The sequence below is a fragment of the Micromonospora sp. NPDC000668 genome, from assembly GCF_042897975.1.
Lineage (GTDB): Bacteria > Actinomycetota > Actinomycetes > Mycobacteriales > Micromonosporaceae > Micromonospora.
Genome location: NZ_JBIAYP010000001.1, coordinates 317,892 through 340,612, shown reverse-complemented (window position 1 = coordinate 340,612; position 22,721 = coordinate 317,892). Strand labels below are relative to the sequence as shown.

The window sequence follows — 22,721 nt, the reverse complement described above, 5'->3', positions numbered from 1 at the left end:
CCTCCTGGCCCAACCTTGCGCGATCCGCCGGCGGATGTTCCGTTAGCGGCCGATCTTGTCCAGCTCGGCGAGGTCGTCGTCGGAGAGGGAGAGTCCCGCGCCCGCGATGTTCTCGCGCAGGTGTGTCGTGGACGAGGTGCCCGGGATCAGCAGGATGTTCGGCGAGCGCCGCAGCAGCCAGGCCAGGGCGACAGACATCGGTGTTGCCTCCAGCCGGGCGGCCACGGTCGAGAGCGCCGAGGACTGCAGCGGGCTGAAGCCGCCGAGTGGGAAGAACGGCACGTAGGCGATGCCCTGGTCGGCGAGTGCGTCGATCAGCTCGTCGTCCTGGCGGTGCGCGAGGTTGTACATGTTCTGCACGCACACGATCGGCGCGATCGTCTGCGCCTCGGCGACCTGTTCCGGGGTCGCGTTGCTCACTCCGAGGTGCCGGATCAGGCCCTGCCGCTGGAGTTCGACGAGCGTCTCGAACGCTTCGGCGACCGAACCGGGCTGAGGTCCCTCGGCATTGCCGAGTCGGAGGTTGACCAGGTCGAGCACGTCGAGACCGAGGTTCTCCAGATTCTCGAGCACAGACCGGCGCAGGCTCTCCGGGTCACGGGCCGCGGGCCAGCCGCCCTGCTGGTCGCGGTTCGCGCCGACCTTGGTCACGATGTGCAGCGAGTCGGGGTACGGGTGCAGCGCCTCCCGGATCAGCTGGTTGGTGACATGCGGCCCGTAGGCGTCGGCGGTGTCGATGTGGGTGATGCCGAGCTCGACGGCCTCGCGGAGGACGGCGAGTGCGCCGTCGTGGTCGGCCGGCGGTCCCATGACCCAGGGGCCGGCGAGCTGCATGGCGCCGTAGCCGAACCGGGTGACGGTCAGGTCTCCCAGCGTCCAGGTGCCGCCGGGAAGGGAAGTGGAGGCCATGCTCATACCTCTGGCTTTCGCGTCGCGCTGAGCGGTGCTGGTGCATCGCGGATACCTGTTCCACTATCAGGGGGTAACTTCCTGACGGGAAGTAGGCACCTAGAGGTTCGTAACGTACCCAGCAGTGGGAGGAATGGTTCGATGGCGACGACGACAGCGGCCCAGCAGAGGGCACAGGCCAAGGTGGAATATGACGCTTTCGTGGCGCAGTGTCCCAGCCGCAAGCTGCTCGACCGAATCGCGGACAAGTGGGTCACGTTGGTTCTGGCCGCGCTACGCAGCGACGGCTCGCAGCAGTTCGGCGCCGACTGCGCCGGCGAACCCCGCTCGATGCGGTACTCGGAGCTGTCGCGCATGCTGGCCGGCGTCAGCCAGAAGATGCTGACTCAGACGCTGCGCTCCCTTGAACGCGACGGTCTGGTCACCCGCACTGTGGTGCCGACCGTGCCCGTCACGGTCACCTACGAGCTGACCGACCTCGGCCTCTCCCTGCACCAGGTGATGCGCGGCTTGAAGGGCTGGGCCGAAACGCACATGGACGACGTGCTCGCCAACCGCGCGACATACGACAACCAGGTCGCCTGAGCCCAGCAGACACGACGTTTGCGTGGTCAGCGGGGTGCGGCGATCGGCGGCGTCGACGGCCCGAACGTGGTCAGGAACCGGTCCCGGAAGGCGTCCATCGGCCACACCGGAGCCTGCGGGCCGGGCCGCAGGCCGTCCTGCCAGCCCCAGCCCGCCACCCGGTCCAGCACTGCCGGGTCCCGGGCGACGATGGTGATCGGTACGTCCCGGCTGGCGCCCTCGCCGGTGACCACCGGGGCGGGCTGGTGGTCGCCGAGGAAGACCAGCACCAGATCGTCGTCCCCGTAGGTCTGCACGTAGGAGATCAACGTCTCCAGTGAGTACCCGATGGACTGCCGGTATCCGGCACGGATCCGGCCGGTGTCCCCATCGGTGTCGCCGCTGTCGTCACCGGCGGCGGCGCCGTGGTAGATCGAGCCGTCGCCCACCTCGTCCCAGCCGATCATCCGGGGCACTGCCGTCCACGGGGAGTGGCTGGAGATCAGCGGGATCTCCGCCATGATCGGTCGGTCGGCGCTGGCGCGGACCTGCCGCTGGAAGAACGACATCGTGTACTGGTCGGGCATCGGGGCGTAGCTGAACTTCGGCCCCCGGTAGCCGAGCGCTTCGGCGTCGTAGTAGCGGTCGTACGCGAAGAAGCTTTTCTCCGGCCACGGCTGGGTGGCCGCCGGCAGCACCCCGACGGTCTGCCAGCCGGCTCGCTGGAATGCGCCGTTGAGCGTGAGCCGATCGCTGGCCAGCAGGCTGCGGTGCCGCTGCTCGTTGTCTGTCCACAGGCCCGACAGCAGCGTGTCGTGTGCCAACCAGCTGCCGCCGCCGAAGGTGGGGGAGGTGAGGAAGCCGCTGCGGGCCTGGTACCCGGCCGCGCGCAGCCGCTCGGTCCCGGCGTCCAGCACGGCGTTGACCTGCGGCGCCAGCTCCGGGTCCTCGACCGCGTCGCGGCCGTAGCTCTCCACGAAGGCGAGAAGGACGTCCTTGCCGCGCAGCCCGGTCAGCAACTGGTCGCCCGGGACGTCGCGGAACGGGTCGGCGGCGATCTGGGCGGTGAAGGCCCCCCGGTCGCGCAGCCGCTCGTCCACCTGCCCGGCGTGCGCGCCGACCAGCGCGGTGCTCCCCGCGTCGGCCACCGGCACGCCCGGGACGACCCGCACCCCGACGACGGCGCAGACCACCCAGGCGACGGTCAGCGCGGCCACCGCCCGGGTCGCCACCCGCTCGTGGCGGGCCAGCAGCGACGCGATCCGGCGCAGCGCCAGCGTCAGCACCAGCAGCAGCGCGCCGACCAGCAGCACGATGCCCACCGCCGCGCCGACCGCGCCGGCCCGGCCGGCCGAGTCCCGGACGAAGCCGAACGCGTCGTCCAGCAGCAGCCAGTCCAGCACCAGGTCGAACGGCCGGTCGAGGGCGGTGCGGAAGCCCAGGTCGGCGAGCTTCACGATGGCCAGCAGGCCGAGCAGCGGCCCGACCACGACCACCACCACCCGCCGGGGCCGCGCCGGCAGCGCCAGTAGCAGCGCGGCGACGAGCAGCCCCTCCAGCGGGATGCGCAGGAAGGCGCCGGGCGTGAGCAGACCCAGCCGGTCCGGGCCGACCAGGACGGCGAACACCAGCAGCACCGCCAGCAGGCTGCCCACCGCGCCCGCCGTCCGCCGCGCACGGCCGCCGTTCGCGGCCAACACCCCGGGGGTACGTGCCGACGCCTCATCCGCCGTCCGGCGGCGCGGGCGGAACCGGTCAGCCAGCCGGCTCAGCCGGGCGGGAAGGGTCATCACAGCCTCCAGTCGGAGTGGACCGTACCGCCCGAGCCGCCCGCCATTGCGGAAGCGTGCACCGGCAGCAGGGGCGGTACGGAGACCGGGGACGGCACCGCGACCGGCAGCATCGGCGGCAGGACCACGAGGGCGGGCACGGCCCGCGGCGCGCGCACCGGCGGCACGGTCGGCGCCGGTGCGGCAACTGTCGGCGGCGCGGTAACTGGCGCCAGTGCGGCAGCCGGTGCCTGCGGGACCACCGAGCGGGGCGCCGGCCGGCGCCGCCAGAGCCAGGCGACGTCTCGGCCGAACGACTCGACCAGCAGCGCCAGCGCCACCACCAGTACCAGCGTCGTCCACGGCTCCGGCAGCACCCGTGCCGCGGCCACCGCCAGCAGCACGCCCTGCGCGGCGGCCACCACCTTGCGCCAGTAGCGCGGCGGCAGCGACCCGCTCAGCCAGGGCAGCACGGCGCTCGCCGCGACGAACGCGTACCGCATCGCGCCGATGGCCAGCACCCAGGCACCGGCGGTCGGCGCGACGTACACGCTGAGCACCAGGATGAGGAACGCGTCGACCTCCATGTCGAAGCGTGCGCCGAGCGCGCTGACCGTGCCGGTGCGCCGCGCCACCAGGCCGTCCACCGCGTCCAGCAGCAGCGCCACCGCGCTCACCGCGACCAGTAACCCCACCGGCGCGGGCCGGCTGAACGAGTCCACCACCAGCGCGGTGACCGCGCCGACCAGGACACCCCGGGTCAGCGTCACCCGGTCGGCCGGGCCCAGCCGCGACGCGCCGGCCCGGTGCAGGCCCCGGCTCAACGCGAGGCAGGTCACCACCGCGTAGCCGGTCCCGACCAGCCAACCCGCGCCGCTCAGACCCACCGTGGCGGCCAGCGCAGCCAGCACGACCAGTTGCGCGCCCAGCCCGATCATCGGACCGCTTCGAACTGTGGGCACCGTACCTCCGTGTTTATGATCGACGACCCCAACAGGGAACACGGAAAACGTGGCCGTTCGGTTCGGCCGGGAGTAAAGGTGAGGTGCGCGACGGTGATCCGCGAGGCGTACGCCTGCTGGGTGCGCGAGCCCGGCGCGGCGGAGATCCGGCCGGTGTCGCTGCCCGCCCCGGGCCCCGACGAGGTGTTGGTCCGGGCGCGCTACTCCGGGGTCAGCCGGGGCACCGAGACGCTGGTCTTCGCCGGTCGGGTGCCCGCCGACCAGTACGCCGCGATGCGCGCGCCGTTCCAGGAGGGCGACTTCCCGGGCCCGGTGAAGTACGGCTACCTCAGCGTCGGCTTGGTCGAGCAGGGCCCGCCGGAACTGCTCGGGCGCACGGTCTTCTGCCTGCACCCGCACCAGAGCGCGTACGTCGTGCCGGCCACCGCCGTGGTGCCGGTGCCGGACGGGGTGCCGCCCGCGCGGGCGGTGCTCGCGGGCACGGTGGAGACCGCAGTGAACGCGCTGTGGGACGCCGCGCCGCTGGTCGGCGACCGGGTCACCGTGGTCGGTGCGGGCATGGTGGGCTGCTGCGTCGCCGCGCTGCTCGCCCGGTTCCCCGGCGTGCACGTCGAACTGGTCGACACCGACGCCCGCCGGGCCGGCGTGGCCGGCGCGCTCGGCGTCGAGTTCGCCAGCCCGGCCGACGCCTCCGGTGACCGGGACCTGGTCGTGCACGCCAGCGCCACCGCCGCCGGGCTGCAACGCTCGCTGGATTTGCTCGCACCGGAGGGCACCGTCGTCGAGCTGAGCTGGTACGGCGACCGCCCGGTGCAGGTGTCGCTGGGTGGGGCGTTCCACTCCGGCCGGCTGACCGTGCGCAGCAGCCAGGTCGGCATGGTCGCGCCCGCTCGACGGGGGCGGCGCAGCTACACCGACCGGCTGGCGCTCGCCCTGGACCTGCTCGACGATCCCGCCTTCGACGCGCTGATCACCGGCGCGTCCCGGTTCGCGGAGCTGCCCGACGTGCTCGCCCGACTGAGCACGGGCGACCTGCCCGCGCTCTGCCACCTCATCACCTACGACGGGGAGTGACCATGTTCAGCGTGACCGTTCGGGATCACATGATGATCGCCCACAGCTTCCGGGGCGACGTGTTCGGCCCCGCCCAGCGTCTGCACGGGGCGACGTTCGTGGTGGACGCGACGTTCCGCCGGCCGGACCTGGACGCCGACGGCATCGTGGTCGACATCGGCCTGGCCACCGAACAGCTGCGGGCCGTGCTCGGCGAGCTGACCTACCGCAACCTCGACGACGAGGCCGCGTTCGCCGGGGTGAACACCACCACCGAGGTGCTGGCCCGCACCGTCGCCGACCGGCTGGCCGAGCGGGTGCACGCCGGCGACCTGGGCGCCGGTGCGCGCGAGCTGGCCGGCATCACCGTCACCCTGCACGAGTCGCACGTCGCCTGGGCCAGCTACGAGCGGTCGCTGTGATCGGTGCCGGCCGACCGGCGCCGGTCGACCGACCGGAAGCGCCCGCCCGCGCGGTGCACGTCGTCCTGCCCGGCGACATCGACGACCCGACCACGCCCAGCGGCGGCAACGTCTACGACCGGCGGATCTGCGCCGGGCTCGCCGAGCACGGCTGGTCGGTGCACGAGCACCCGGTGCCCGGTGCGTGGCCGCACCCCGACCCGGCCGCCCGGGCGGAGCTGGCCCGGCTGCTCGCCGCCGTGCCGGACGACGCCGTGGTGCTGCTCGACGGCCTGATCGCCTCGACCGTGCCCGATCTGCTCACCCCGCACAGCCGACGGCTGCGCCTGGTCGTCCTGGTGCACATGCCGCTGGACGACGAGGCCGAGGCCCGTGCGCTGGCCAGCGCACGGGCCGTCGTCACCACCAGCGAGTGGACCCGCAACCGCCTGCTGGCCCGCCATCCGCTGCCCGCCGACCGGGTCCGGGCCGCGCCGCCAGGGGTGACGCCGACGTCGCCGGTGCCCCCCGGCTCGGCCACCGGCGACCGGCTGCTCTGCGTGGCCGCGGTCACCCGCCACAAGGGCCACGACGTGCTGGTCGACGCCCTGTCCGTCCTGGCCGCGGTGCCCTGGACGCTGGTCTGCGTCGGCACGCTGACCCGGGAGCCCGAGCTGGTGCACCGGCTGCGCGACCGGCTCGCCGGCGCGGGCCTCACCGACCGGGTCCGGCTGGCCGGCCCGCTGACCGGTGCGGCGCTCGACGACGCGTACGCCGCCGCTGACCTGCTCGTGCTGCCGTCGCGGGGCGAGACGTACGGCATGGTCGTCACCGAGGCGCTGGCCCGCGGCCTGCCGGTGCTGGGCACAGAGGTGGGCGGCCTACCGGAGGCGCTCGGGCAGACCCCCGATGGTGACCTGCCGGGGCTGCTGGTCCCACCGGACGATCCGGCCGCGCTGGCCGGCGCGCTGAGCTGGTGGTTGGGCGACGACGAGCTGCGCGCCCGGCTGCGGCGTGCCGCGCTCGCCCGACGCGACACCCTGACCGACTGGCCGGTGACCACCGCGCGCCTGGCCGCGGTGCTGGAGGAGGTGGCGGAGTGACCGTCGAGGAGACCCTGCCGTTCGCCGACTGGCTGCGGCTGCGCGAGCCCGCCGACGCGGCGGCCCGCGCCGAGGACCTGGTGGACGCCCTCCGCCTCCGGCTGACCAGCGACGCCCCGACCCTGATCCACGACCTGGGCAGCGGCACCGGCTCGATGAGCCGCTGGCTGGCGGCCCGCCTGCCAGGGCCGCAGCACTGGGTGCTGCACGATCGGGACGCCGATCTGCTGTCCCGTGCCGCCGACGCGATGACCGGGGTCACCGCCGCCGATGGAGCACCCGTCACGGTCAGCACCCGGTGCGGCGACCTCACCCGGCTGACCGCCACCGACCTGGCCGACAGTGCGCTGGTCACCGCGTCCGCGCTGCTGGACATGCTGACCGCCGAGGAGGTCGAGCGGGTGGTGGCCGCCTGCGCCGACGCCGGGCGCCCTGCCCTGTTCGCGCTCTCGGTGACCGGGCAGGTCAGGCTCACCCCGGCGGACCCGCTGGACCCGGTGATCGAGGCGGCGTTCAACGACCACCAGCGGCGTACCGTCGACGGCCGGCGGCTGCTCGGCCCGGATGCCGTCGCCGCCACCGCAGCCGCGTTCGCCCGCCGAGGCGGCAACGTGCGGGAGCGGCGCAGCCCGTGGCGGCTCGGCCCGGAGCAGGCCGACCTGGCCGCCGAGTGGTTCCGGGGCTGGCTGGGCGCGGCCTGCGAACAGCGACCCGAGTTGGCCGGCCCGGCGCAGGCGTACTCCGAACGCCGGCTGGCCGACGCGGCGGCCGGCCGGCTCGGAGTGCTCGTCGAGCACCGGGACCTACTCGCCCAGGGATGAACCACTGACGCCCCGGGTACGTGCACTAGAGCAAGTGGACGATCTTCAGGGAGGACCGGCGCCGATGTTCTGGGCCTGGGCACGAGTGGTCGGCGGGGTGGGTCTGCTCGCCGTCCTGCTGTGGCAGGTGGGCAGCGGCCCGTTCCTGGCCGGCGTGCGGCTGATCGACGCGCCAGCGCTGGCCGCGGCACTGCTCATCGGCGTACTCACCACGGTCTGCGCGGCCTGGCGGTGGAGCCTGGTCGCCGGTGGCCTGGGCGTACGGCTCCCGCTGGCCACCGCGGTGGCGCACTGCTACCGGGCGGTGTTCCTCAACGCCACCCTGCCCGGCGGGGTGCTCGGCGACGTACACCGGGCGGTCCGCCACGGCCGGGATGCCGGTGACGTGAGCCGGGGCATCCGCGCGGTGGTCTGGGAACGTGCCGCCGGTCAGGTGGTCCTGGTGGTTGTCGCGCTGGTGGTGCTGGCCGCCTTCCCGTCTCCGGTGCGGCCGTACCTGCCGGCCGCCGCCGCGCTGCTGGCCGTCGTCGGACTGGCCGCCGTGCTGCTGGCACGGGTCCTGCCGCACGCCGGCCGGTCGCGGTGGGCGCGCGGGCTGCGCACCGCCGTGGCGGACGTCCGGGCCGGGCTGCTGGCCCGACGGACCTGGTTCGGCGTGCTGCTCGCCTCCGCCGTGATGGTCGCCGGTCACCTGGCCACCTTCCTGGTGGCGGCGCGCACCGCCGGCTCGGACGCCCCGCTGTCCCGGCTGCTGCCGTTGACCCTACTCGCCCTGCTCGCCATGGGGCTGCCGCTGAACATCGCCGGCTTCGGCCCGCGCGAGGGGGTGGCCGCGTGGGCGTTCGGCGCGGCCGGGCTCAGCGCGGCCGAGGGAGTCGCCACCGCCACCGTCTACGGTGCACTTGTGCTGGTGGCCAGCCTGCCCGGGGCCGCGGTGCTGCTCGCCCGGCGGGCTCGGGTTCCGGCCGCCGGGCGGGAAGGTCCCTCCGGCGGCGGCTGTTGAGCCGGTTGTGAGACGCTACGCGTCGCCGCGCGACGGTGACGCTGGACAAAGGAGTCCCATGCGCGAAGCACTGCCGGTCGCCACGGTCCGTACGCAGGTCACGGTGCCGCTGGCGTTTCCCGATGGCTACGCCACGACCGCCCGGGTGTTCTCGTTCAAGGGCCTGGTGGACGGCCGGGAACACCTCGCTTTCGGCCTCGGCGACTGGGCCGGCGCGCTGGACCGGCTCGCCACCGACGGTGAGCCGCCACTGGTCCGGCCGCACAGCGAGTGCCTGACCGGCGACGTGTTCGGCAGTCAACGCTGCGACTGCGGGCCGCAGTTGCGCGAGGCGGCACAGCGGATCGCCGAGGCCGGTGGTTTCCTGCTCTACCTGCGGCAGGAGGGCCGTGGCATCGGCCTGTACGCCAAGCTCGACGCGTACGCCCTGCAGGACGCGGGGCTGGACACGTACCAGGCGAACCTCGCGCTCGGCCGGGGCGAGGACGAACGGGACTACAGCGTGGCCGCGCAGATGCTGGCGACGCTGGGCGTGCCGCGGATCCGGCTGCTCAGCAACAACCCCGACAAGGCCGAGCAGTTGACCCGGCTGGGCGTGGCGGTCGCCGAGCGGGTGCCCACCAGCGTCTTCCTGTCCCCGGCCAACGCCGGCTACCTGGCGGCGAAGGCGGCCAAGGCGGCGGAGACCGAGGCAGCCGAGACCACGGCGGCAGCCGAAACGGGGGCGGCAGCGGAGGCCGGGGCGGCCGAGGCGCTGGTGGCGGAGGGTGCGCCGCCCGCGCCGACGGGCCGTACCCCCGACCGGCCCGTCTCCCGGTGAGCTGCTGGCCGGCGACGGCGCGGCCGTACGTGCTGCTGAGCTGCGCCACCTCGATCGACGGGTACATCGACGACACCTCCGACCAGCGGCTGCTGCTGTCCAACGAGGACGACCTGGACCGGGTCGACGCGGTCCGGGCCAGCTGCGACGCGATCCTGGTCGGCGCCGGCACCGTCCGCCGCGACGATCCCCGGCTGCTGGTCCGCTCGGCCCACCGTCGGGCCGAGCGGGTGGCATGCGGCCGGCCCGCCTCACCCACCAAGGTCACCCTGACCGCCCGAGGCGACCTCGACCCGACCGCCAGGTTCTTCACCGCCGGCGACCCGGCCCGGCTCGTCTACTGCGCCACCGGCGCGCTGGAAAAGACCCAGGAGCGGCTCGGCCGGCTGGCCACCGTGGTGGACGCGGGTGAGCCGGTCGACCCCGGATGGCTGCTGGCCGACCTGGCTGCCCGGGGCGTGCGGCGGCTGATGGTGGAGGGCGGCGGGACGGTGCACGCACAGTTCCTCACCGCCGGCCTCGCCGACGAACTGCACCTGGTGGTCGCCCCGTTCTTCGTCGGTGACGACCGGGCGCCCCGGTTTGTCGGCGAGGGCAGTTTCCCCTGGCACGCCGGGCGCCGGGCGCGGCTGGCCGAGGCACGGCAGATCGGTGACGTGGTGCTGCTCCGCTACGCCCTCTCCGACCGCTTCGGCGAAACCTGACGCCGGCCGGCGATGGCGCGGATGGCGTACGTCAGGGCGCTGAGCAGGAACAGGGCGGCGCTGAGCAGCAGCCAGCGGGCCAGGTAGGGCCGCTGGTCCTGCCCGGTGGCCGCGAGGTGGGTGGACTCGCCGAGCCGCAGGATGCCGGGGGCGAAAACCAGGAACAGCAGGGCGCTCGCGAGCACCGGTGCCCGGACATGGTTGAGCAGCGCCACCCGGCGGTTCGTCCCGGGGCGGACGACGGCCCGCAGCAACCGGTCGGCGGTCGCGTACACCGGAAAGAGCACCAGGTCATGGGCGATGACCGCGCCGAGGAACCAGAGCAGCATCCGGCCGGCCGTCGCCTCCCCGGCCAGCCGCAGCGCCACCCAGCCGGCGAGCACGATGGCGGCCGTCACCACGATCAGATGCCGGGGGCCGGCGCCGTAGCCGGTGCGCAGCCGGGCGGCCAGCTCAGTCATCGGCCCGGCCCCGGAAGTCGATCTCGGCGACCCACTTGGTGCAGTGCACCCCGGGCAGGGCCGGGACGATGACCCGGGCCGGGTAGCCGTGGTCGGGGGAGAGGTCGACGCCGTTGACCCGCAGGGCGAGCAGCGAATCCGGATCGAGAACCTGATTGGGCGCGAGGACCGCCTGACGGAACAGCCCCGCCTTCTCCAGTGACGACACCCGCGCGGCGGACGGGTCGGCGTCCCCGACCAGGGCGGCCAGGTCGCGCAGCCGTACACCGGTCCAGGTCTGCCGGGTCGACCAGCCCTCCACGCAGGCGATCGGCAGCACGGCGGTGTGCTGCGCCATGGCCAGCAGCCCGGGGCGGTCCAGGGTCACCGTCCGGCCGCCGCCGCGCAGGGTCAGCCGCCAGCCGGCGCCGGTCTGTTCGGGGCGTACGCCGGCGGCGGCGACGGTGCGGTTGACCGGGAAGCCGTTCGGTCCGGGGCCGGGCTGTCGGCCCCGGGGCAGCAGCAGCGCGGTGCGGCGCAGCGGGCCGTCCAGGCTCTGCCCGACGGTCAGCGCGGCCAGCAGCAGCGCCCCGCCGCCGACCAGGCCGACCGCGCCGCGCCGACTGACCGTGGCCGCACCGGGCGCCGCGGCGACCAGACCGTCCGGGTCGGGTGGCTCGGGCCGGGTCGCGGTGCGCGGGGTCCGCAGCTCGGCGCCCAGGGGCCGGGACCGCAGCGCGGCCACCAGCCGGGGGAACTTGAGCACCACGTGCGCCACGAACGCACCCGTGAAGATCCAGGCGCCGAAGTAGTGGGCGGTGTAGAAGTCGAAGCCGAACAGGTACGAGTACTGGATGTTGAGCAGACCGGTGGCGATCTGGAACAGGATCCCGCCGACCAGCAGCAGCAGGGTGAGACGTTCCAGCACCTGGGCCAGCGAGCGCGCCGGCGGCCAGTCGAACAGTTTCGGGAGCACCGACCAGAGCTTGCCCAGCACCACCGGGATGAGCACGATCCCGAGCGTGACGTGCAGACCCTGGGTGACCCGGAACAGCCAGGACGGCCGGGTCGGCCAGTCGAAGTCGGGCAGCCGCAGCCAGCCCACGTTGCTCGGCAACGCCTGGTCGAAGCGGGGGCCGTAGGCGACGTAATCGAGCAGCCCCGTGATGATCACCAAGGGCAGCGCCACCAGCAGCACCGACCCGTAGACAGCGGTGAGCCACGGACCGCGCAGCGGACTGCGCCAACTCCGTTCGACCGCGTCCACCCCGGGTGGCCGGTGCCGGTCCAACGACCGCCAGAACCGGCGCGGCGCGCCGTAGCCACCTGCGGCCGGCGCGTCGCTCTGGCCGCTCGGGCCGGATCTGCTGGTGGGCACCGTTGCTCCTTCCTCGCCGAGCCGACACCGACGCCGGCGCGGGCCGTCGGCCGGCGCGCGCCGGACCGCCGGGGGCGGTGGCGGGTGCGCTGCGGGCAGGCTAGACCGCGCCGGTACGGTTCGGGCCGGTTTGCTGTATTACCGAACACTTACCGGTCGCCCGCGCCGCCGAGCTGTTGCGAACTCCTTACGGGTCACCCGAACCGGCCCGCCGGGTACCTCGTCCGTCCTACCGTGACCGGAATGCGGGTACTGGTCACCGGCGCGGCCGGGTTCATCGGGTCGCAGGTCGTCGACCTGCTGGTTGAGCAGGGGCACGAGGTGGTGGCGTTGGACGCGCTGCTGCCCCAGGCGCACGGCGGCGAGCTGCCCGCCTGGTCCCGCCGCCACGAGGTGGTACGCGGCGACGTCCGCGACGGCCCGCTGCTGGACCGACTGCTGTCCGGGGTGGACGCGGTCTGCCACCAGGCGGCGATGGTCGGGCACGGCCTCGACCCGTCGGACGCCCCCGACTACGTCACGCACAACGACTACGGCACGGCGGTACTGCTCGCGGCGCTGCACCGGGCCGGGATCGGCCGGTTGGTGCTGGCCAGCTCGATGGTGGTCTACGGCGAGGGGCGCTACACCTGTCCCGGCCACGGCACGGTGCGTCCCACGCCCCGGCGGGCCGAGGACGTCGCGGCCGGCCGGTACGACCCGACCTGCCCGCGCTGCGGCCTCGGCCTCGACCCGGTGCTGGTGCCCGAGGACGCGCCGCTGGAGCCGCGCAGCACGTACGCGGCGAGCAAGCTCGCCCAGGAGCACCTGGCCGCGGCGTGGGCCCGGCAGACCGGCGGCGCGGTCTGGGCGCTGCGCTACCACAACGTCTACGGTCCCCGGATGCCCCGCGACACCCCGTACGCCGGAGTGGCGTCGATCTTCCGGTCCGCGCTGGCCGCCGGCGAGGCTCCCCGGGTGCTGGAGGACGGCCGGCAGCAGCGCGACTTCGTGCACGTCACCGACGTGGCGAAGGCGAACCTGCTGGCCCTGACCAGCACCGCGCCGCCGGCCACGCTGGTGCCGGTGAACGTCTGCTCGGGTGAGCCGCACACCGTGGGGGAGTTGGCGGTCACCCTGGCCGAGGCGATGGGCGGACCTGCCCCGCAGGTGGTCGGTGGCGCCCGGGCGGCCGATGTGCGGCACGTGGTGGCCGACCCGCGCCGGGCCGCCGAACTGCTCGGCTACACCGCCCGGGTCGGCTTCGCCGAGGGGGTTGCCGGCTTCGCCACCGACCCGCTGCGCGAGCCGGCCGCCATCGCCGGCTGACCGCGCATCCCCCGCGCTCGCTGCCAGCTTCGCCGAGGCGGTGTGGGTACTAGGCGTGATGACTCTGAGGCATATTTATGCCTCAGAGTCATCACGCTCGAGCGGGGTAGAGCCCCCACGCCAGGGCGCGCCGCACGCGTCCCGTCCGGGGTGCCGCCGGACCCGTGGCTACGACACCGTCCAGAGCAGGTGGTTGACGGCCAGGGCGGTGGCCGCCTGCCCGGCCAGCCACCAGCGCCGCGAGCCGGCCGGCAGACGGGCGGTGGCCACCAGCAGCCAGACGACGAACGGCAGCCAGATCCGCTCCACCTCGGCCTTGCTCAGCCCGGACAGGTCCGCACCGAGCACCGCTACCACGGCGGCCAGCGGTAGCAGCAGGGTCGGCCCGACCGCGCGTACCGCCGCTGCAGCCGGCCTGGTCACGCGGCCGGCGGTCCGCCACCCGCTAGCCGCCGCGCCCGGACCGAAGCGCGGGCCGCCCGGTGCCGGCCCGGCCGGCGGCGTGGGGGCGCGGGCCGGCAGCGCCCCGCGCAGCGCAACTCGCCCGGCGAGACGGCCACGAGCCGGTAGCCCGCGCCGCCACCACTCCGATCGGACGGCCAGCAGCACCCGCCGCAGCGCCGGCCCGAGCACCGGCCCGGCGCTGAGCAGCAGGGCGGCCAGGTTGGCCCACACCCAGTAGCCGTATGGGCGGTCGGCGGCCCAGCCCTGGTAGTACCGCTCGACCACCAACCGGTACCCGTCCCACCAGTGGAAACCCGCCGCAATGAAGACCGCCGTCACGGCCACCACCCCGGCGCAGGCGGCGAGCAGCGCACCCATCCGGTGCGTCCGCCGCAGTGCCAGCACGGCCAGCGCGAGCACCCCGACCAGCAGAAACCCGTACGACAGGTGCAGTGCGAAGCCGAGCACCGCGCCGCCGGCCGCTGCGGCGGCCCGGCCACGCACCGCCAGCAGGGCGAGGCCGGCCGCGACCACGGCGGCGAAGATGCCGTCGGCGGAGGCGCCCACCCAGACCGCGCCCGGCAGCAGCACCAGGAACGGGAGCACCGCGCGGGCCGCGTCGTCCGCGTCGAGCGCCCGCAGCGTCACCGGCACCGACACCGCCACCGTGGCCCCGACCAGCACGCAGGCCAGCGCGGCTGCGGTACCCCCGCCCAGACCGACCCGGTCCAGCCAGACGAAGATCAGCAGTGCGCCCGGGGGATGCCCGGCGGTGTGGGTGGACCAGGCGTCCGGCTGGAAGTCCAGGATGCGTCCGGTGAACCCGGCCAGCATCGCCGGGATGTCGGTGACTCGGGGAACCTCGTGCAGGTACTCGGCCTGCGGGGTGAGCCGCCCGGCCAGCCCCGCCGACCAGCCGTCCACCAGGGCCAACGACAGTGTCCAGGCCACCGCCGCCAACCACGCGGCGACCAGCAGGACACCCCACCGGGCGGTGCGGGCCCACCGTGCGCCCCAGCCCACCACCGCGACCGCGACCAGCAGCGCGGCCGGGCTGCCCCAGCCCACATGCGGCCGCCAGGTCGCGTACAGCGGGGCGGCGTCGGCGTACAGCCCGGCGCCGCGCGCGTTGAGCAGCGCCCCCACCAGCACGGCCACCGCGAGCAGCGCCGCCTCCACGCCCAGCACCAGCAGGTCCCCCCGAGAGCGGCGGGTCGTGGCCCGTTCGGGGGCGGCGGCGGGAGCGGCGGTCGAGGTCATGACCACCGGACGGTACGGCGACAGCCCGCCCTCCCGGGGCGGAACCGCCGGCCCGTCACCGGACGGTAAGAAATGCCCTGGTGGTAAGGGTTCGGTAAGCACATTCCGGCCTCCGCCGGCCGGGTGCCGTCCTAGCGTCGGCGGTATGCCGACTCAGATCGACGTGGTGCTGCCCTGCCTGGACGAGGCGGCCGCCCTGCCCGGCGTGCTCACCGCCCTGCCACCCGGCTACCGGGCCATCGTGGTGGACAACGGCTCCCGGGACGGCTCGCCCGAGGTAGCCGCTCGGCACGGCGCCCGGGTGGTCCACGAGCCCCGCCGTGGGTACGGCGCGGCGGTGCACGCCGGCCTGGAAGCCGCCGACGGTGAGCTGATCTGCGTCCTCGACGCCGACGGCTCCTTCGACCCGGCCGAGCTGCCGGCCCTGGTCGCCCCGGTGGCGGCCGGCACGGCGGATCTCAGCGTGGGCCGGCGTCGACCGGTCGGGGCCGGGGTCTGGCCGTGGCACGCCCGGGCCGGTACGGCGCTGGTCGCCGCGCTGCTGCGGCGTCGGGGCGTACCCCTGCGGGACCTCAGCCCGATCCGGGTGGCCCGGCGCGACGAGCTGCTCGCCCTCGGCGTCGCCGACCGGGCCTTCGGCTACCCCCTCGAACTGCTGATCCGGGCCGCCGCCGCCGGCTGGCGGATCCACGAGCTGGACGTGACGTACGCGCCGCGAGCCGCCGGCACCCGATCCAAGGTGTCCGGCTCGGTCCGGGGCACCCTGCGCGCCACCCGCGACTTCGCCGGCGTGCTGCGCACCGTGGACGGCCCCCGGTGACCGTTCTGTTGGTCGTCGCCAAGGCGCCGGTGCCCGGGGCGGTGAAGACCAGGCTCTGCCCGCCGGCCACCGCGCAACAGGCGGCCCAGATCGCCGCCGCCGCGCTGCGCGACACCCTCGACGCCGTTCGCGCCACGCCGGGGGTGACCCCGGTGCTGGCCTCTACGGGCCGGCTGACGGAGGCGGAGGACGCCGCCGAGCTGACCGCCGCGCTGACCGGCTGGCCGGTGCTGGACCAGCGGGGCGCCGGGCTCGGCGACCGGCTCGCCAACGCGTACGCCGAGGTGGCGGCGGCGTACCCGGGTCGGCCCGTGCTCCAGATCGGGATGGACACCCCGCAGCTGACCCCGGTCCGGCTGGCCGCCGCGGTACGCCGGCTGCGGGCCGCCGACGCGGTTCTCGGCCGGGCACGCGACGGCGGCTGGTGGTCGCTGGGGTTGCGCGACCCCCGGCACGCGGACGTGCTGCGCGGGGTGCCGATGTCGACGCCCGACACCGGCCACGACACCTGGGCGGCGCTGACCGGGCGAGGGCTGCGGACCGTGCCGCTGCCGGTCCTGCGTGACGTCGACGAGTGGGCCGACGCGCTGGCGGTGGCGGCAGAGGTGCCGGACGGCCGGTTCGCCCGGGAGGTCGCCGCGGTCCAGCTCGCGTTGGTGCCGGGGGACCGGCGATGAACCCGGTCGACACGGCAGTTGACGTCCCGCCCGAGGCGGCACCGCCCCGCCCCGCCGGGTGCGACGGCTCGCCGGGCTGTGACGCCGGGCCCGACGGCTTCGCCGCCGCGTTGGGCGACCGAGCGGCGGGCGGTCGGTGGTTGGTGCACGGCGACGGGGTGCGCAGCCGGCTTCCGGTGCGACGCTGGCACGGCCCGGCCGAGCCGGCCGTGACCGCGGTAGTGGCTCGGTGCGTCGGGCCGACGCTGGATCTCGGCTGTGGGCCGGGCCGGCTCACCGTGGCGCTGGCCCGGGCCGGGCTGGCGGCCGTCGGCGTGGACGTCTCGGCGCACGCGGTGCGGTTGACCCGAGCCCGGGGCGCCGTCGCCCTGCGCCGCAACCTGTTCGACCCGCTACCCAGCGAGGGCCGGTGGGCACACGCGGTGTTGATCGATGGCAACATCGGCATCGGCGGAGATCCGGTCGCGCTGCTGCACCGGTGCCGGACGCTGCTCGGGCCCGGCGGCACCGTGCTGGTGGAGCTGGAGCCCCCCGGCGCTGGGTTCTGGCAGGGACACGCCCGGGTGGCCGCCACCTGTCCGGCCGGCCCGGTCCGGCTCGGCCCACCGTTCCGCTGGGCCCGGCTCGACGCGCACGTCGTCCACCAGGTCGCCGGGGCCGCCGGGCTGGCCGTGCGGGAGCTTTTCCCCCGGGGCCGGCGCTGGTTCGGTGAGCTGACCGCCGTCCACCCGCGCGTCTCCGACCGCACCTGACCGTACGGGCCGGCCGCTCGACGCAGGTCACGCCGCCGGTAGGCGGACCACGAAGCGGCAGCCGCCGACGACGTTCTGCACGTCCACCCGACCGCCGTGCGCCTCGACCAACCCTCGGACGATCGCCAACCCCAGCCCGCCCGAGCCCTCCCCGCCCGAGCGGGGAGTGCGGGCTGGCTCACCCCGGAACGCCACGTCGAACAGTCGGGGCAGGTCGTCCTCCGGGATGCCGCCGCAGGTGTCGGCGACCGCCAGCCAGGCGGCGTCGCGTTCGCACCCGGCGGCCACCCGGACGGTGCCGTCGCTGGGGGTGTAGTGCACCGCATTAAGCAGCAGGTTGCCCACCACCCGGGCCAACTCGGGCTCGCTCGCCAGCACGGTGGGCCAGCCCGACTCGGCGGCCACCAGTCTGATCCGGCGGGCCTCGGCCAGCGGTGCGGCGCTGGCCAGCGCATCGGAGACCACCTCGCCGAGCGGCACCGCCGACAGCGTCAGCCGCAGCGCCCCGGCGTTGATCCTGGACAGCTCGAACAGGTCGTCCACCAGGCGAGTCATCCGATCGGTCTGCGCGCGGATCCGCCGGTGGTACTCGGCAATCGTCGCCGGGTCGTCGACCACCCGGTCCTCCAACGCCTCCGCCATCGCCCGCAGCCCGGCCAGCGGCGTCCGCAGGTCGTGTGACACCCAGGCGACGAGGTCCCGGCGACCCTTCTCGACCCGACGCTCCCGCTCCCGGGCCTGGTCCGCCCAGACCGCCGCCACGGCCAACCGACGCCCGAAATGCCAGCCGACGGCGAGGCTCACCACCGCGGCAGCGGCAACGGTGAGCAGCACGACCTGGAGGTCGTGCGGGGACAGGAACATCGCCTGGGCGACCACCACCACTCCGGCCACCACGGCGGCCACGGTGACGGCGAGCAGGACGCACACGTGCACGGTGATCGACCGGTCGCGCAGCAGCCGCAGGGTCAGCGCGCCGACCAGGCCGACCCCGAGTGCTGCGGCGAGCGCTGCGCCGAAGATCAGCGCCAGGTCACGCATCGGTCGGCTCGTACCGGTAGCCGACGCCCCAGACCGTGACGATCCGCCGGGGCTCGGCCGGGTCGTCCTCGATCTTCTCCCGCAACCGCCGCACGTGGACGGTCACGGTGGACTGGTCGCCGAAGTTCCAGCCCCACACCCGCTCCAGCAGCTCCGTGCGGCGGAACGCCCGTGCCGGGTGCCGCATCAGGTGTGCCAGCAGGTCGAACTCGCGCAGCGTCAGAGCCAGCTCGCGGCCGTGCAGGCGGGCGACCCGAGGCCCCGTGGCCACCTCCAGGCCCGCGTCGACCAGCGGCTCGGCCGGAGGCCCGGCCGGCTCCCCGGCCCGGCGCAGCACCGAACCGACGCGCAGCACCAACTCGCGTGGGGAGAACGGTTTGCCCAGGTAGTCGTCGGCGCCCAGTTGCAGGCCGAGCACCCGGTCCGCCTCGTCGCCGCGCGCGGTCAGCATGATGATCGGTACGCCGTCCGGCCGCTCCCGCAGCCGCCGGCACACCTGCAACCCGTCCAGCCCGGGCAGCATCAGATCGAGCACCACCAGGTGTGGCGCCCGGTCCTGCACGGCGTCCAGGGCGGCCAGCCCGTCCCCGACGTGGCTGACGTCGTAGCCGGCGTGCTCCAGGTAGCGGCAGACCACGTCGCTGACGGTCCGGTCGTCGTCGACCACGAGCACCCGCTGCGCCACCGGCCACCTCCCCGGCCAGCCTAGCCAGCACCGCTGCGGTCGACGATTCCCCAGATCTTGCGATCCCCTTACGTCCGGCCGACCTTCCCGTCCGGAGCGGGCCCCAGCGGCAAGCTGCTGATTATCCTGTCGACGGGGGTGCCGCGCCGCGACAGAATCGCCGGATGCCCGTACCGCCCCTGACCCTCCTGCGCTGGCAGTTCGACCTGACGTGGTCGCTGTTCGAGTACCACCTGGAGCGACTCGAACCCGCGGACTTCCTCTGGGAGCCGGCCACGCTCTGCTGGTCCGTACGGCGTAGCTCCGACGGCAGCTGGACTCCCGACTGGGCCGACACCGAACCCGACCCGATCCCGGTACCGACGATCGGCTGGCTGACGTGGCACATCGGCTGGTGGTGGACCGTAGCGATGGATCATCTTCGGGGGCAATCACCACGGCAGCGCACGGACGTTGAGTGGCCAGGTGCGGGCGAGCCGACAGTCGCCTGGCTGCGGGACCTGCGCACCGAGTGGCTGGGTCTCCTCGACCGCCTCACCGACGCCGACCTCGAAGGAACCGCGCCGTTCCCCTGGCAGGACGACCCTGATCACACGGTTACGCACATGATCGCTTGGGTCAACTCCGAGCTGATGAAGAACGTCGCGGAGATCGGTCAGCTCCGGCTACTGCGTGCGCAGCCCGCTTGACCGTCTGAGCGCCATCGCTGGGCAGTCACCCTGGCCGAGACCTGTGGGCCGTCTTTACGGTGCCGACGGTCGGGCTGCCCCGGGAGATTGCCGTGCGACAGGCGCGATGGCGTCCAAGTGGTACACGTCGTGGGCGATCAGCTCGGCCAGAGCCGATGCCCGGGGGCCAACACCGGGCACGAGTTCCGCAGCGCGGGCATCGACCGTAACGCTGCTGGTGCTCGGCGAGGGTTTGCCACCATCCGGCGACCTGCATCGGGGTGGGCACGCTCACCGGGCGCCGTCCAGGTTCGCGCGGATCGCCGCCACGAGCACCTTCGCCTCGAAGCACCAACCCCGGGCGCACTCACCCTCGGCGCCGCACACGTGGCCATGCACCAGCACCATCCCGTCGGTGGCGTCGCGGTATACCGCCACCGCCCACACCAGTTCGTCACGTGCGGTCGGGTTGGGCTGATTCTCAACGGCCAAGAGGAGTAGGCGGGTGCCACGGGGTACATCCAGTTCCACGATCATGTTCGACGCCTTGGAGGTAGTGGCGGCCCCGGTTGCGGGCGATCCGGTTGCCCGGACGTTCCGGCGGATCCGTATGCGAACGGGTGTTTGACGGCCGGCATTGCAGGGGTCCTGCCAGTGGCCACGCCGAAGCTCGGCGACAGCAGCCTTACCATCCGTCTTCGAGGTGCTGCGCCATTCCGTCGGCATCGTGTGCCAACAGGTTCAGACTTGCCGATACGCTGGGCAAACGGCAGCCGTGAGCAGTGGGCCCACACAGCAGCGCACACGCTGGGAGCGAATGTGGACGGTTTCGGTGACATGCTCAGGCGGCACCGCAAGGCCGGCAAGTTGTCGCTGCGCGCCATGGCCATCCAGGTGGCCTACGACTTCGGCTACCTCGGGCAGATCGAGCGCGGCGACCGGCCAGTCACTGACGCCGTGGTCGCCGCCTACGACGACGCCCTGGGCGCGGGTGGTGCGCTGGTTCAGGCGTACCAACGGGAGCGGACAGGCAACACCGACATGCGCAGACGCACCGTCATTCAAGCCATGGGCGCCCTCGCCGCAGCCCCAGTGGCCTCCCCGCTGGTCGCTCTGGAGGCACTGCGCCACGGATTGGGTGCGGCCGTGGACGTCGACCACGACGAGTGGGAGCAGATTGTCGCTGGCTATGGGCTCGGCTACTACCGCCAGCCCTCCGACACGCTGATGGACAAGCTCAGCGCAGATCTGATCGTCCTGCAACACCAGATCGCCGCCGACACGGGTGCCCGCCGACCCCACCTACTGCGCGCCGCCGGCTGCCTGTCCGTGATCGTCGCCCTTGGCCTGGTCGCGTCCGGGCAGGCACTGATGGCTCGCCGCTGGTGGTTGACCGCGCAGCAGGTGGCCGACGAGTCCGGTGAGCCCGACGTACGGGTACTCGTGCGGGCCTGGGATGTCGTCAACGGCTGCTATGACGGTCGCCCCCCGGCCGAGGTGGTGGCAATGTCGGATCAGGTGCTGCCGCTGCTGCATGGGCAGGCCACCCCAGCGTCGTGTGGGTTGCTGGCCGGGCGGGCACAGGCCCTGTCCCTCGCCGGACGCCACGCCGAGGCGATGGCGACGGTGCGGCAACTCTCCGACCTCGCCGAGCAGCTTCCCGCGGCGGTGGTCGGTGACGTGGAGTCGCTGTGGGGGTGGCCGGAGCATCGGCTGCGGCACACCGAGTCGTGGGTGTACACGCACGCTGGCAGGTTCGCCGATGCGGAGGCCGCGCAGGAGCGGGCGTTGGAGCTGTATCCGCAGTCGCAGGCGCGGCTGCGGGCGCAGGTGCAGCTGCACCAAGCGGCGTGCCTCATCCGGGGCGGTCACATACCCGACGGGCTCAGACTGGCAGCGGACCTGCTGGACGGACTGCCGGTGGACCAGCACAACGCGCTGCTGCGGTCCGTCGCCCGGCAGGTGGCGGACGTGGTGCCCACAGCGGAACGGCGCCGTCCCGTCTACGCGGAGCTCGTGGAGCGGGTCACCGCCTAGCATCCGGGGATGCCCGTCACCTACACCGTCCGCGCCGGGACCGCAGCCGCACCCCTGTTCTCTCCGCTGGTCGAGCTGTACGCGCTCGTCTACGCCGAACCTCCGTACGAAGAGGGGCCGGAGCAGGTGAGCCGGTTCGCGGATGGTCTGCCTGCTGAAGCGACCCGGCCCGGGTTCACCCTCGTTGCGGCAGAGGACGACGGCAGGCTCATCGGAGCGGCGTACGGGTGGACGATGCCCGCCGGTAGGTGGTGGTTGCGCAGCGACCAGGATCCGCCTGCCGACGTGCTGGTCGCGGACAAACTCGCCGTGATGGAGTGGATCGTCACCCCTGAGCGACGCGGCGATGGTGTCGGCTCCGGGCTGATGGTCCGGCTGCTCGGCGGGCGACCCGAGCGGTACGCCACCCTGGCATCCGATCCGCGAGCTGCCGCGCGCCGCATCTACGAGCGGGCCGGATGGCGGCAGGTCGCCCGGTCGCCGCTGCCGGATGGGACCCCCATGGATCTGCTGCTACTCGACCTGCCGGCGGTGCCAGTTCAGGGCGACTGACGGCCGTGCCGCCCTGCCGTACAGGGCTGATCGACGAGACCTGATTGATCGCTCGACGATGAGTTGGTTGCCCGTACGCATGCTTCCACCGATCGACGGAACGCCGGCTGGTAATCACACTGGAGGGGTGCGAAGGTCTCTGGGTGATGGCTGGTCAATCGAGCTGATCGGTCCTTGGACGCAGCAGGGTGCCACAGAGAAAGCAGCGACCTGGCGCGAGTCGGGTCGGATGGTGCGTGTCTCGCCAGGCGTCCAGTGGCGGTGTGCCGACGGCGCCGACATCATCGCCTCGCTCGACGCCGAGTTGCCACCGGACCCAGTAGGCAAGGTAGGTGAGGGCGGCTGCGACGGGATCGGTCACAGGGCTGCCTGGCTCTACCGCCACAGCGGCGACCCGGCGTTCACCCTCTATGGCTACAACTTCCGCGACGGAACGTACGTGGAGACGGTCTTCGCCAGCGCGGACGCCGCGGACCTCGAGTGGGCGTTCGGTGCTTGGCGTTCGGTGGCCTACTCCACCGATTAGTGGGCTCCGACGTCATCCGCGTGA

The 22,721-nt window shown here is 73.9% G+C and carries 24 protein-coding genes and 1 pseudogene; 16 read left to right on the top strand and 9 right to left on the bottom strand.

What is annotated here, in order from left to right:
• Window positions 1–42 precede the first annotated feature (42 nt).
• Window positions 43–909 (bottom strand): aldo/keto reductase family oxidoreductase, encoded by an 867-nt coding sequence (locus tag ACFY29_RS01585; RefSeq protein WP_386982471.1) that lies wholly within the window; start codon window positions 907–909, stop codon window positions 43–45.
• A 141-nt stretch (window positions 910–1,050) separates the two neighbouring features.
• On the opposite strand from ACFY29_RS01585, the gene ACFY29_RS01580 reads away from it, so the two are divergent.
• Window positions 1,051–1,494 (top strand): helix-turn-helix domain-containing protein, encoded by a 444-nt coding sequence (locus ACFY29_RS01580; protein ID WP_328416024.1) that lies wholly within the window; start codon window positions 1,051–1,053, stop codon window positions 1,492–1,494.
• A 26-nt stretch (window positions 1,495–1,520) separates the two neighbouring features.
• Here the strand turns inward: ACFY29_RS01580 and ACFY29_RS01575 are convergent, their stop codons facing one another.
• Together ACFY29_RS01575 and ACFY29_RS01570 are read right to left on the bottom strand one after the other, a co-directional pair.
• Window positions 1,521–3,263: a sulfatase-like hydrolase/transferase gene (locus ACFY29_RS01575; RefSeq protein ID WP_386982469.1), complete on the bottom strand. Its 1,743-nt coding sequence runs from the start codon at window positions 3,261–3,263 to the stop codon at window positions 1,521–1,523.
• On the bottom strand, window positions 3,263–4,204 hold the full coding sequence (locus tag ACFY29_RS01570; RefSeq protein WP_386982467.1) for a CDP-alcohol phosphatidyltransferase family protein: 942 nt from the start codon (window positions 4,202–4,204) through the stop codon (window positions 3,263–3,265). The genes ACFY29_RS01575 and ACFY29_RS01570 overlap by 1 nt, the downstream gene beginning before the upstream one ends.
• A gap of 93 nt (window positions 4,205–4,297) precedes the next feature.
• Here ACFY29_RS01570 and ACFY29_RS01565 point away from each other — a divergent pair, with 93 nt between their 5' ends.
• From ACFY29_RS01565 to ACFY29_RS01535, 7 genes and pseudogenes are all read left to right on the top strand, one after another.
• Window positions 4,298–5,278, top strand: a complete 981-nt coding sequence (locus ACFY29_RS01565; RefSeq protein WP_386984593.1) for a dehydrogenase — start codon at window positions 4,298–4,300, stop codon at window positions 5,276–5,278.
• Between the two features lie 2 nt (window positions 5,279–5,280).
• Window positions 5,281–5,679 carry a 6-carboxytetrahydropterin synthase gene (locus tag ACFY29_RS01560; protein ID WP_328416026.1) on the top strand — a complete coding sequence of 133 codons (399 nt, stop codon included), beginning with the start codon at window positions 5,281–5,283 and terminating at the stop codon, window positions 5,677–5,679.
• The gene (locus ACFY29_RS01555; RefSeq protein ID WP_386982465.1) at window positions 5,676–6,761 is read left to right on the top strand and encodes a glycosyltransferase family 4 protein; all 1,086 of its coding nucleotides are present in this window, start codon (window positions 5,676–5,678) and stop codon (window positions 6,759–6,761) included. Before ACFY29_RS01560 ends, ACFY29_RS01555 begins: the two co-directional genes overlap by 4 nt.
• On the top strand, window positions 6,758–7,582 hold the full coding sequence (locus ACFY29_RS01550; RefSeq protein WP_386982462.1) for a class I SAM-dependent methyltransferase: 825 nt from the start codon (window positions 6,758–6,760) through the stop codon (window positions 7,580–7,582). Before ACFY29_RS01555 ends, ACFY29_RS01550 begins: the two co-directional genes overlap by 4 nt.
• Window positions 7,583–7,646: 64 nt before the next feature.
• Entirely contained in the window at window positions 7,647–8,585 is a 939-nt protein-coding gene (locus tag ACFY29_RS01545; RefSeq protein WP_386984591.1) for a lysylphosphatidylglycerol synthase transmembrane domain-containing protein, read from the top strand.
• A gap of 58 nt (window positions 8,586–8,643) precedes the next feature.
• Window positions 8,644–9,261 (top strand): annotated as a pseudogene (gene ribA, locus ACFY29_RS01540) (GTP cyclohydrolase II); the annotation flags it as partial.
• A gap of 140 nt (window positions 9,262–9,401) precedes the next feature.
• Window positions 9,402–10,109, top strand: coding sequence for a dihydrofolate reductase family protein (locus tag ACFY29_RS01535; RefSeq protein WP_355606914.1), 708 nt, complete (start codon window positions 9,402–9,404; stop codon window positions 10,107–10,109).
• Here the strand turns inward: ACFY29_RS01535 and ACFY29_RS01530 are convergent.
• The gene (locus ACFY29_RS01530; RefSeq protein ID WP_386982459.1) at window positions 10,076–10,570 is read right to left on the bottom strand and encodes a hypothetical protein; all 495 of its coding nucleotides are present in this window, start codon (window positions 10,568–10,570) and stop codon (window positions 10,076–10,078) included. The genes ACFY29_RS01535 and ACFY29_RS01530 overlap by 34 nt on opposite strands.
• Window positions 10,563–11,927, bottom strand: a complete 1,365-nt coding sequence (locus ACFY29_RS01525; protein ID WP_386982456.1) for a molybdopterin-dependent oxidoreductase — start codon at window positions 11,925–11,927, stop codon at window positions 10,563–10,565. The genes ACFY29_RS01530 and ACFY29_RS01525 overlap by 8 nt, the downstream gene beginning before the upstream one ends.
• Window positions 11,928–12,170: 243 nt before the next feature.
• Between ACFY29_RS01525 and ACFY29_RS01520 the strand changes: the two genes are divergently transcribed.
• On the top strand, window positions 12,171–13,235 hold the full coding sequence (locus ACFY29_RS01520; protein WP_386982453.1) for an NAD-dependent epimerase/dehydratase family protein: 1,065 nt from the start codon (window positions 12,171–12,173) through the stop codon (window positions 13,233–13,235).
• Window positions 13,236–13,403: 168 nt separating this feature from the next.
• Here the strand turns inward: ACFY29_RS01520 and ACFY29_RS01515 are convergent, their stop codons facing one another.
• Window positions 13,404–14,939 (bottom strand): hypothetical protein, encoded by a 1,536-nt coding sequence (locus ACFY29_RS01515; protein WP_386982450.1) that lies wholly within the window; start codon window positions 14,937–14,939, stop codon window positions 13,404–13,406.
• 145 nt (window positions 14,940–15,084) lie between these two features.
• On the opposite strand from ACFY29_RS01515, the gene ACFY29_RS01510 reads away from it, so the two are divergent.
• From ACFY29_RS01510 to ACFY29_RS01500, 3 genes are read left to right on the top strand one after another with little or no spacing between them, the layout of a single operon-like run.
• Window positions 15,085–15,759: a glycosyltransferase family 2 protein gene (locus tag ACFY29_RS01510; protein WP_328416039.1), complete on the top strand. Its 675-nt coding sequence runs from the start codon at window positions 15,085–15,087 to the stop codon at window positions 15,757–15,759.
• Window positions 15,756–16,436 (top strand): DUF2064 domain-containing protein, encoded by a 681-nt coding sequence (locus tag ACFY29_RS01505; RefSeq protein WP_386982446.1) that lies wholly within the window; start codon window positions 15,756–15,758, stop codon window positions 16,434–16,436. The genes ACFY29_RS01510 and ACFY29_RS01505 overlap by 4 nt, the downstream gene beginning before the upstream one ends.
• Window positions 16,433–17,188, top strand: a complete 756-nt coding sequence (locus ACFY29_RS01500; RefSeq protein ID WP_386982444.1) for a class I SAM-dependent methyltransferase — start codon at window positions 16,433–16,435, stop codon at window positions 17,186–17,188. The genes ACFY29_RS01505 and ACFY29_RS01500 overlap by 4 nt, the downstream gene beginning before the upstream one ends.
• Before the next feature lie 27 nt (window positions 17,189–17,215).
• Here ACFY29_RS01500 and ACFY29_RS01495 read toward each other — a convergent pair whose 3' ends face one another.
• Window positions 17,216–18,229, bottom strand: a complete 1,014-nt coding sequence (locus ACFY29_RS01495; protein WP_386982441.1) for a sensor histidine kinase — start codon at window positions 18,227–18,229, stop codon at window positions 17,216–17,218.
• Window positions 18,222–18,914 (bottom strand): response regulator transcription factor, encoded by a 693-nt coding sequence (locus ACFY29_RS01490; protein WP_386982438.1) that lies wholly within the window; start codon window positions 18,912–18,914, stop codon window positions 18,222–18,224. The genes ACFY29_RS01495 and ACFY29_RS01490 overlap by 8 nt, the downstream gene beginning before the upstream one ends.
• Window positions 18,915–19,078: 164 nt before the next feature.
• Here ACFY29_RS01490 and ACFY29_RS01485 point away from each other — a divergent pair, with 164 nt between their 5' ends.
• Window positions 19,079–19,603, top strand: coding sequence for a DinB family protein (locus tag ACFY29_RS01485; protein ID WP_386982435.1), 525 nt, complete (start codon window positions 19,079–19,081; stop codon window positions 19,601–19,603).
• A 270-nt stretch (window positions 19,604–19,873) separates the two neighbouring features.
• Here ACFY29_RS01485 and ACFY29_RS01480 read toward each other — a convergent pair whose 3' ends face one another.
• Entirely contained in the window at window positions 19,874–20,119 is a 246-nt protein-coding gene (locus ACFY29_RS01480; protein ID WP_386982432.1) for a hypothetical protein, read from the bottom strand.
• A gap of 300 nt (window positions 20,120–20,419) precedes the next feature.
• On the opposite strand from ACFY29_RS01480, the gene ACFY29_RS01475 reads away from it, so the two are divergent.
• The 3 genes from ACFY29_RS01475 (at window position 20,420) to ACFY29_RS01465 (ending at window position 22,697) form a co-directional block, all read left to right on the top strand.
• Window positions 20,420–21,619: a helix-turn-helix domain-containing protein gene (locus ACFY29_RS01475; RefSeq protein WP_386982429.1), complete on the top strand. Its 1,200-nt coding sequence runs from the start codon at window positions 20,420–20,422 to the stop codon at window positions 21,617–21,619.
• 9 nt (window positions 21,620–21,628) lie between these two features.
• Window positions 21,629–22,171, top strand: coding sequence for a GNAT family N-acetyltransferase (locus ACFY29_RS01470; protein ID WP_386982426.1), 543 nt, complete (start codon window positions 21,629–21,631; stop codon window positions 22,169–22,171).
• Window positions 22,172–22,403: 232 nt separating this feature from the next.
• Entirely contained in the window at window positions 22,404–22,697 is a 294-nt protein-coding gene (locus ACFY29_RS01465) for a hypothetical protein (RefSeq protein WP_355606950.1), read from the top strand.
• Window positions 22,698–22,721 lie beyond the last annotated feature (24 nt).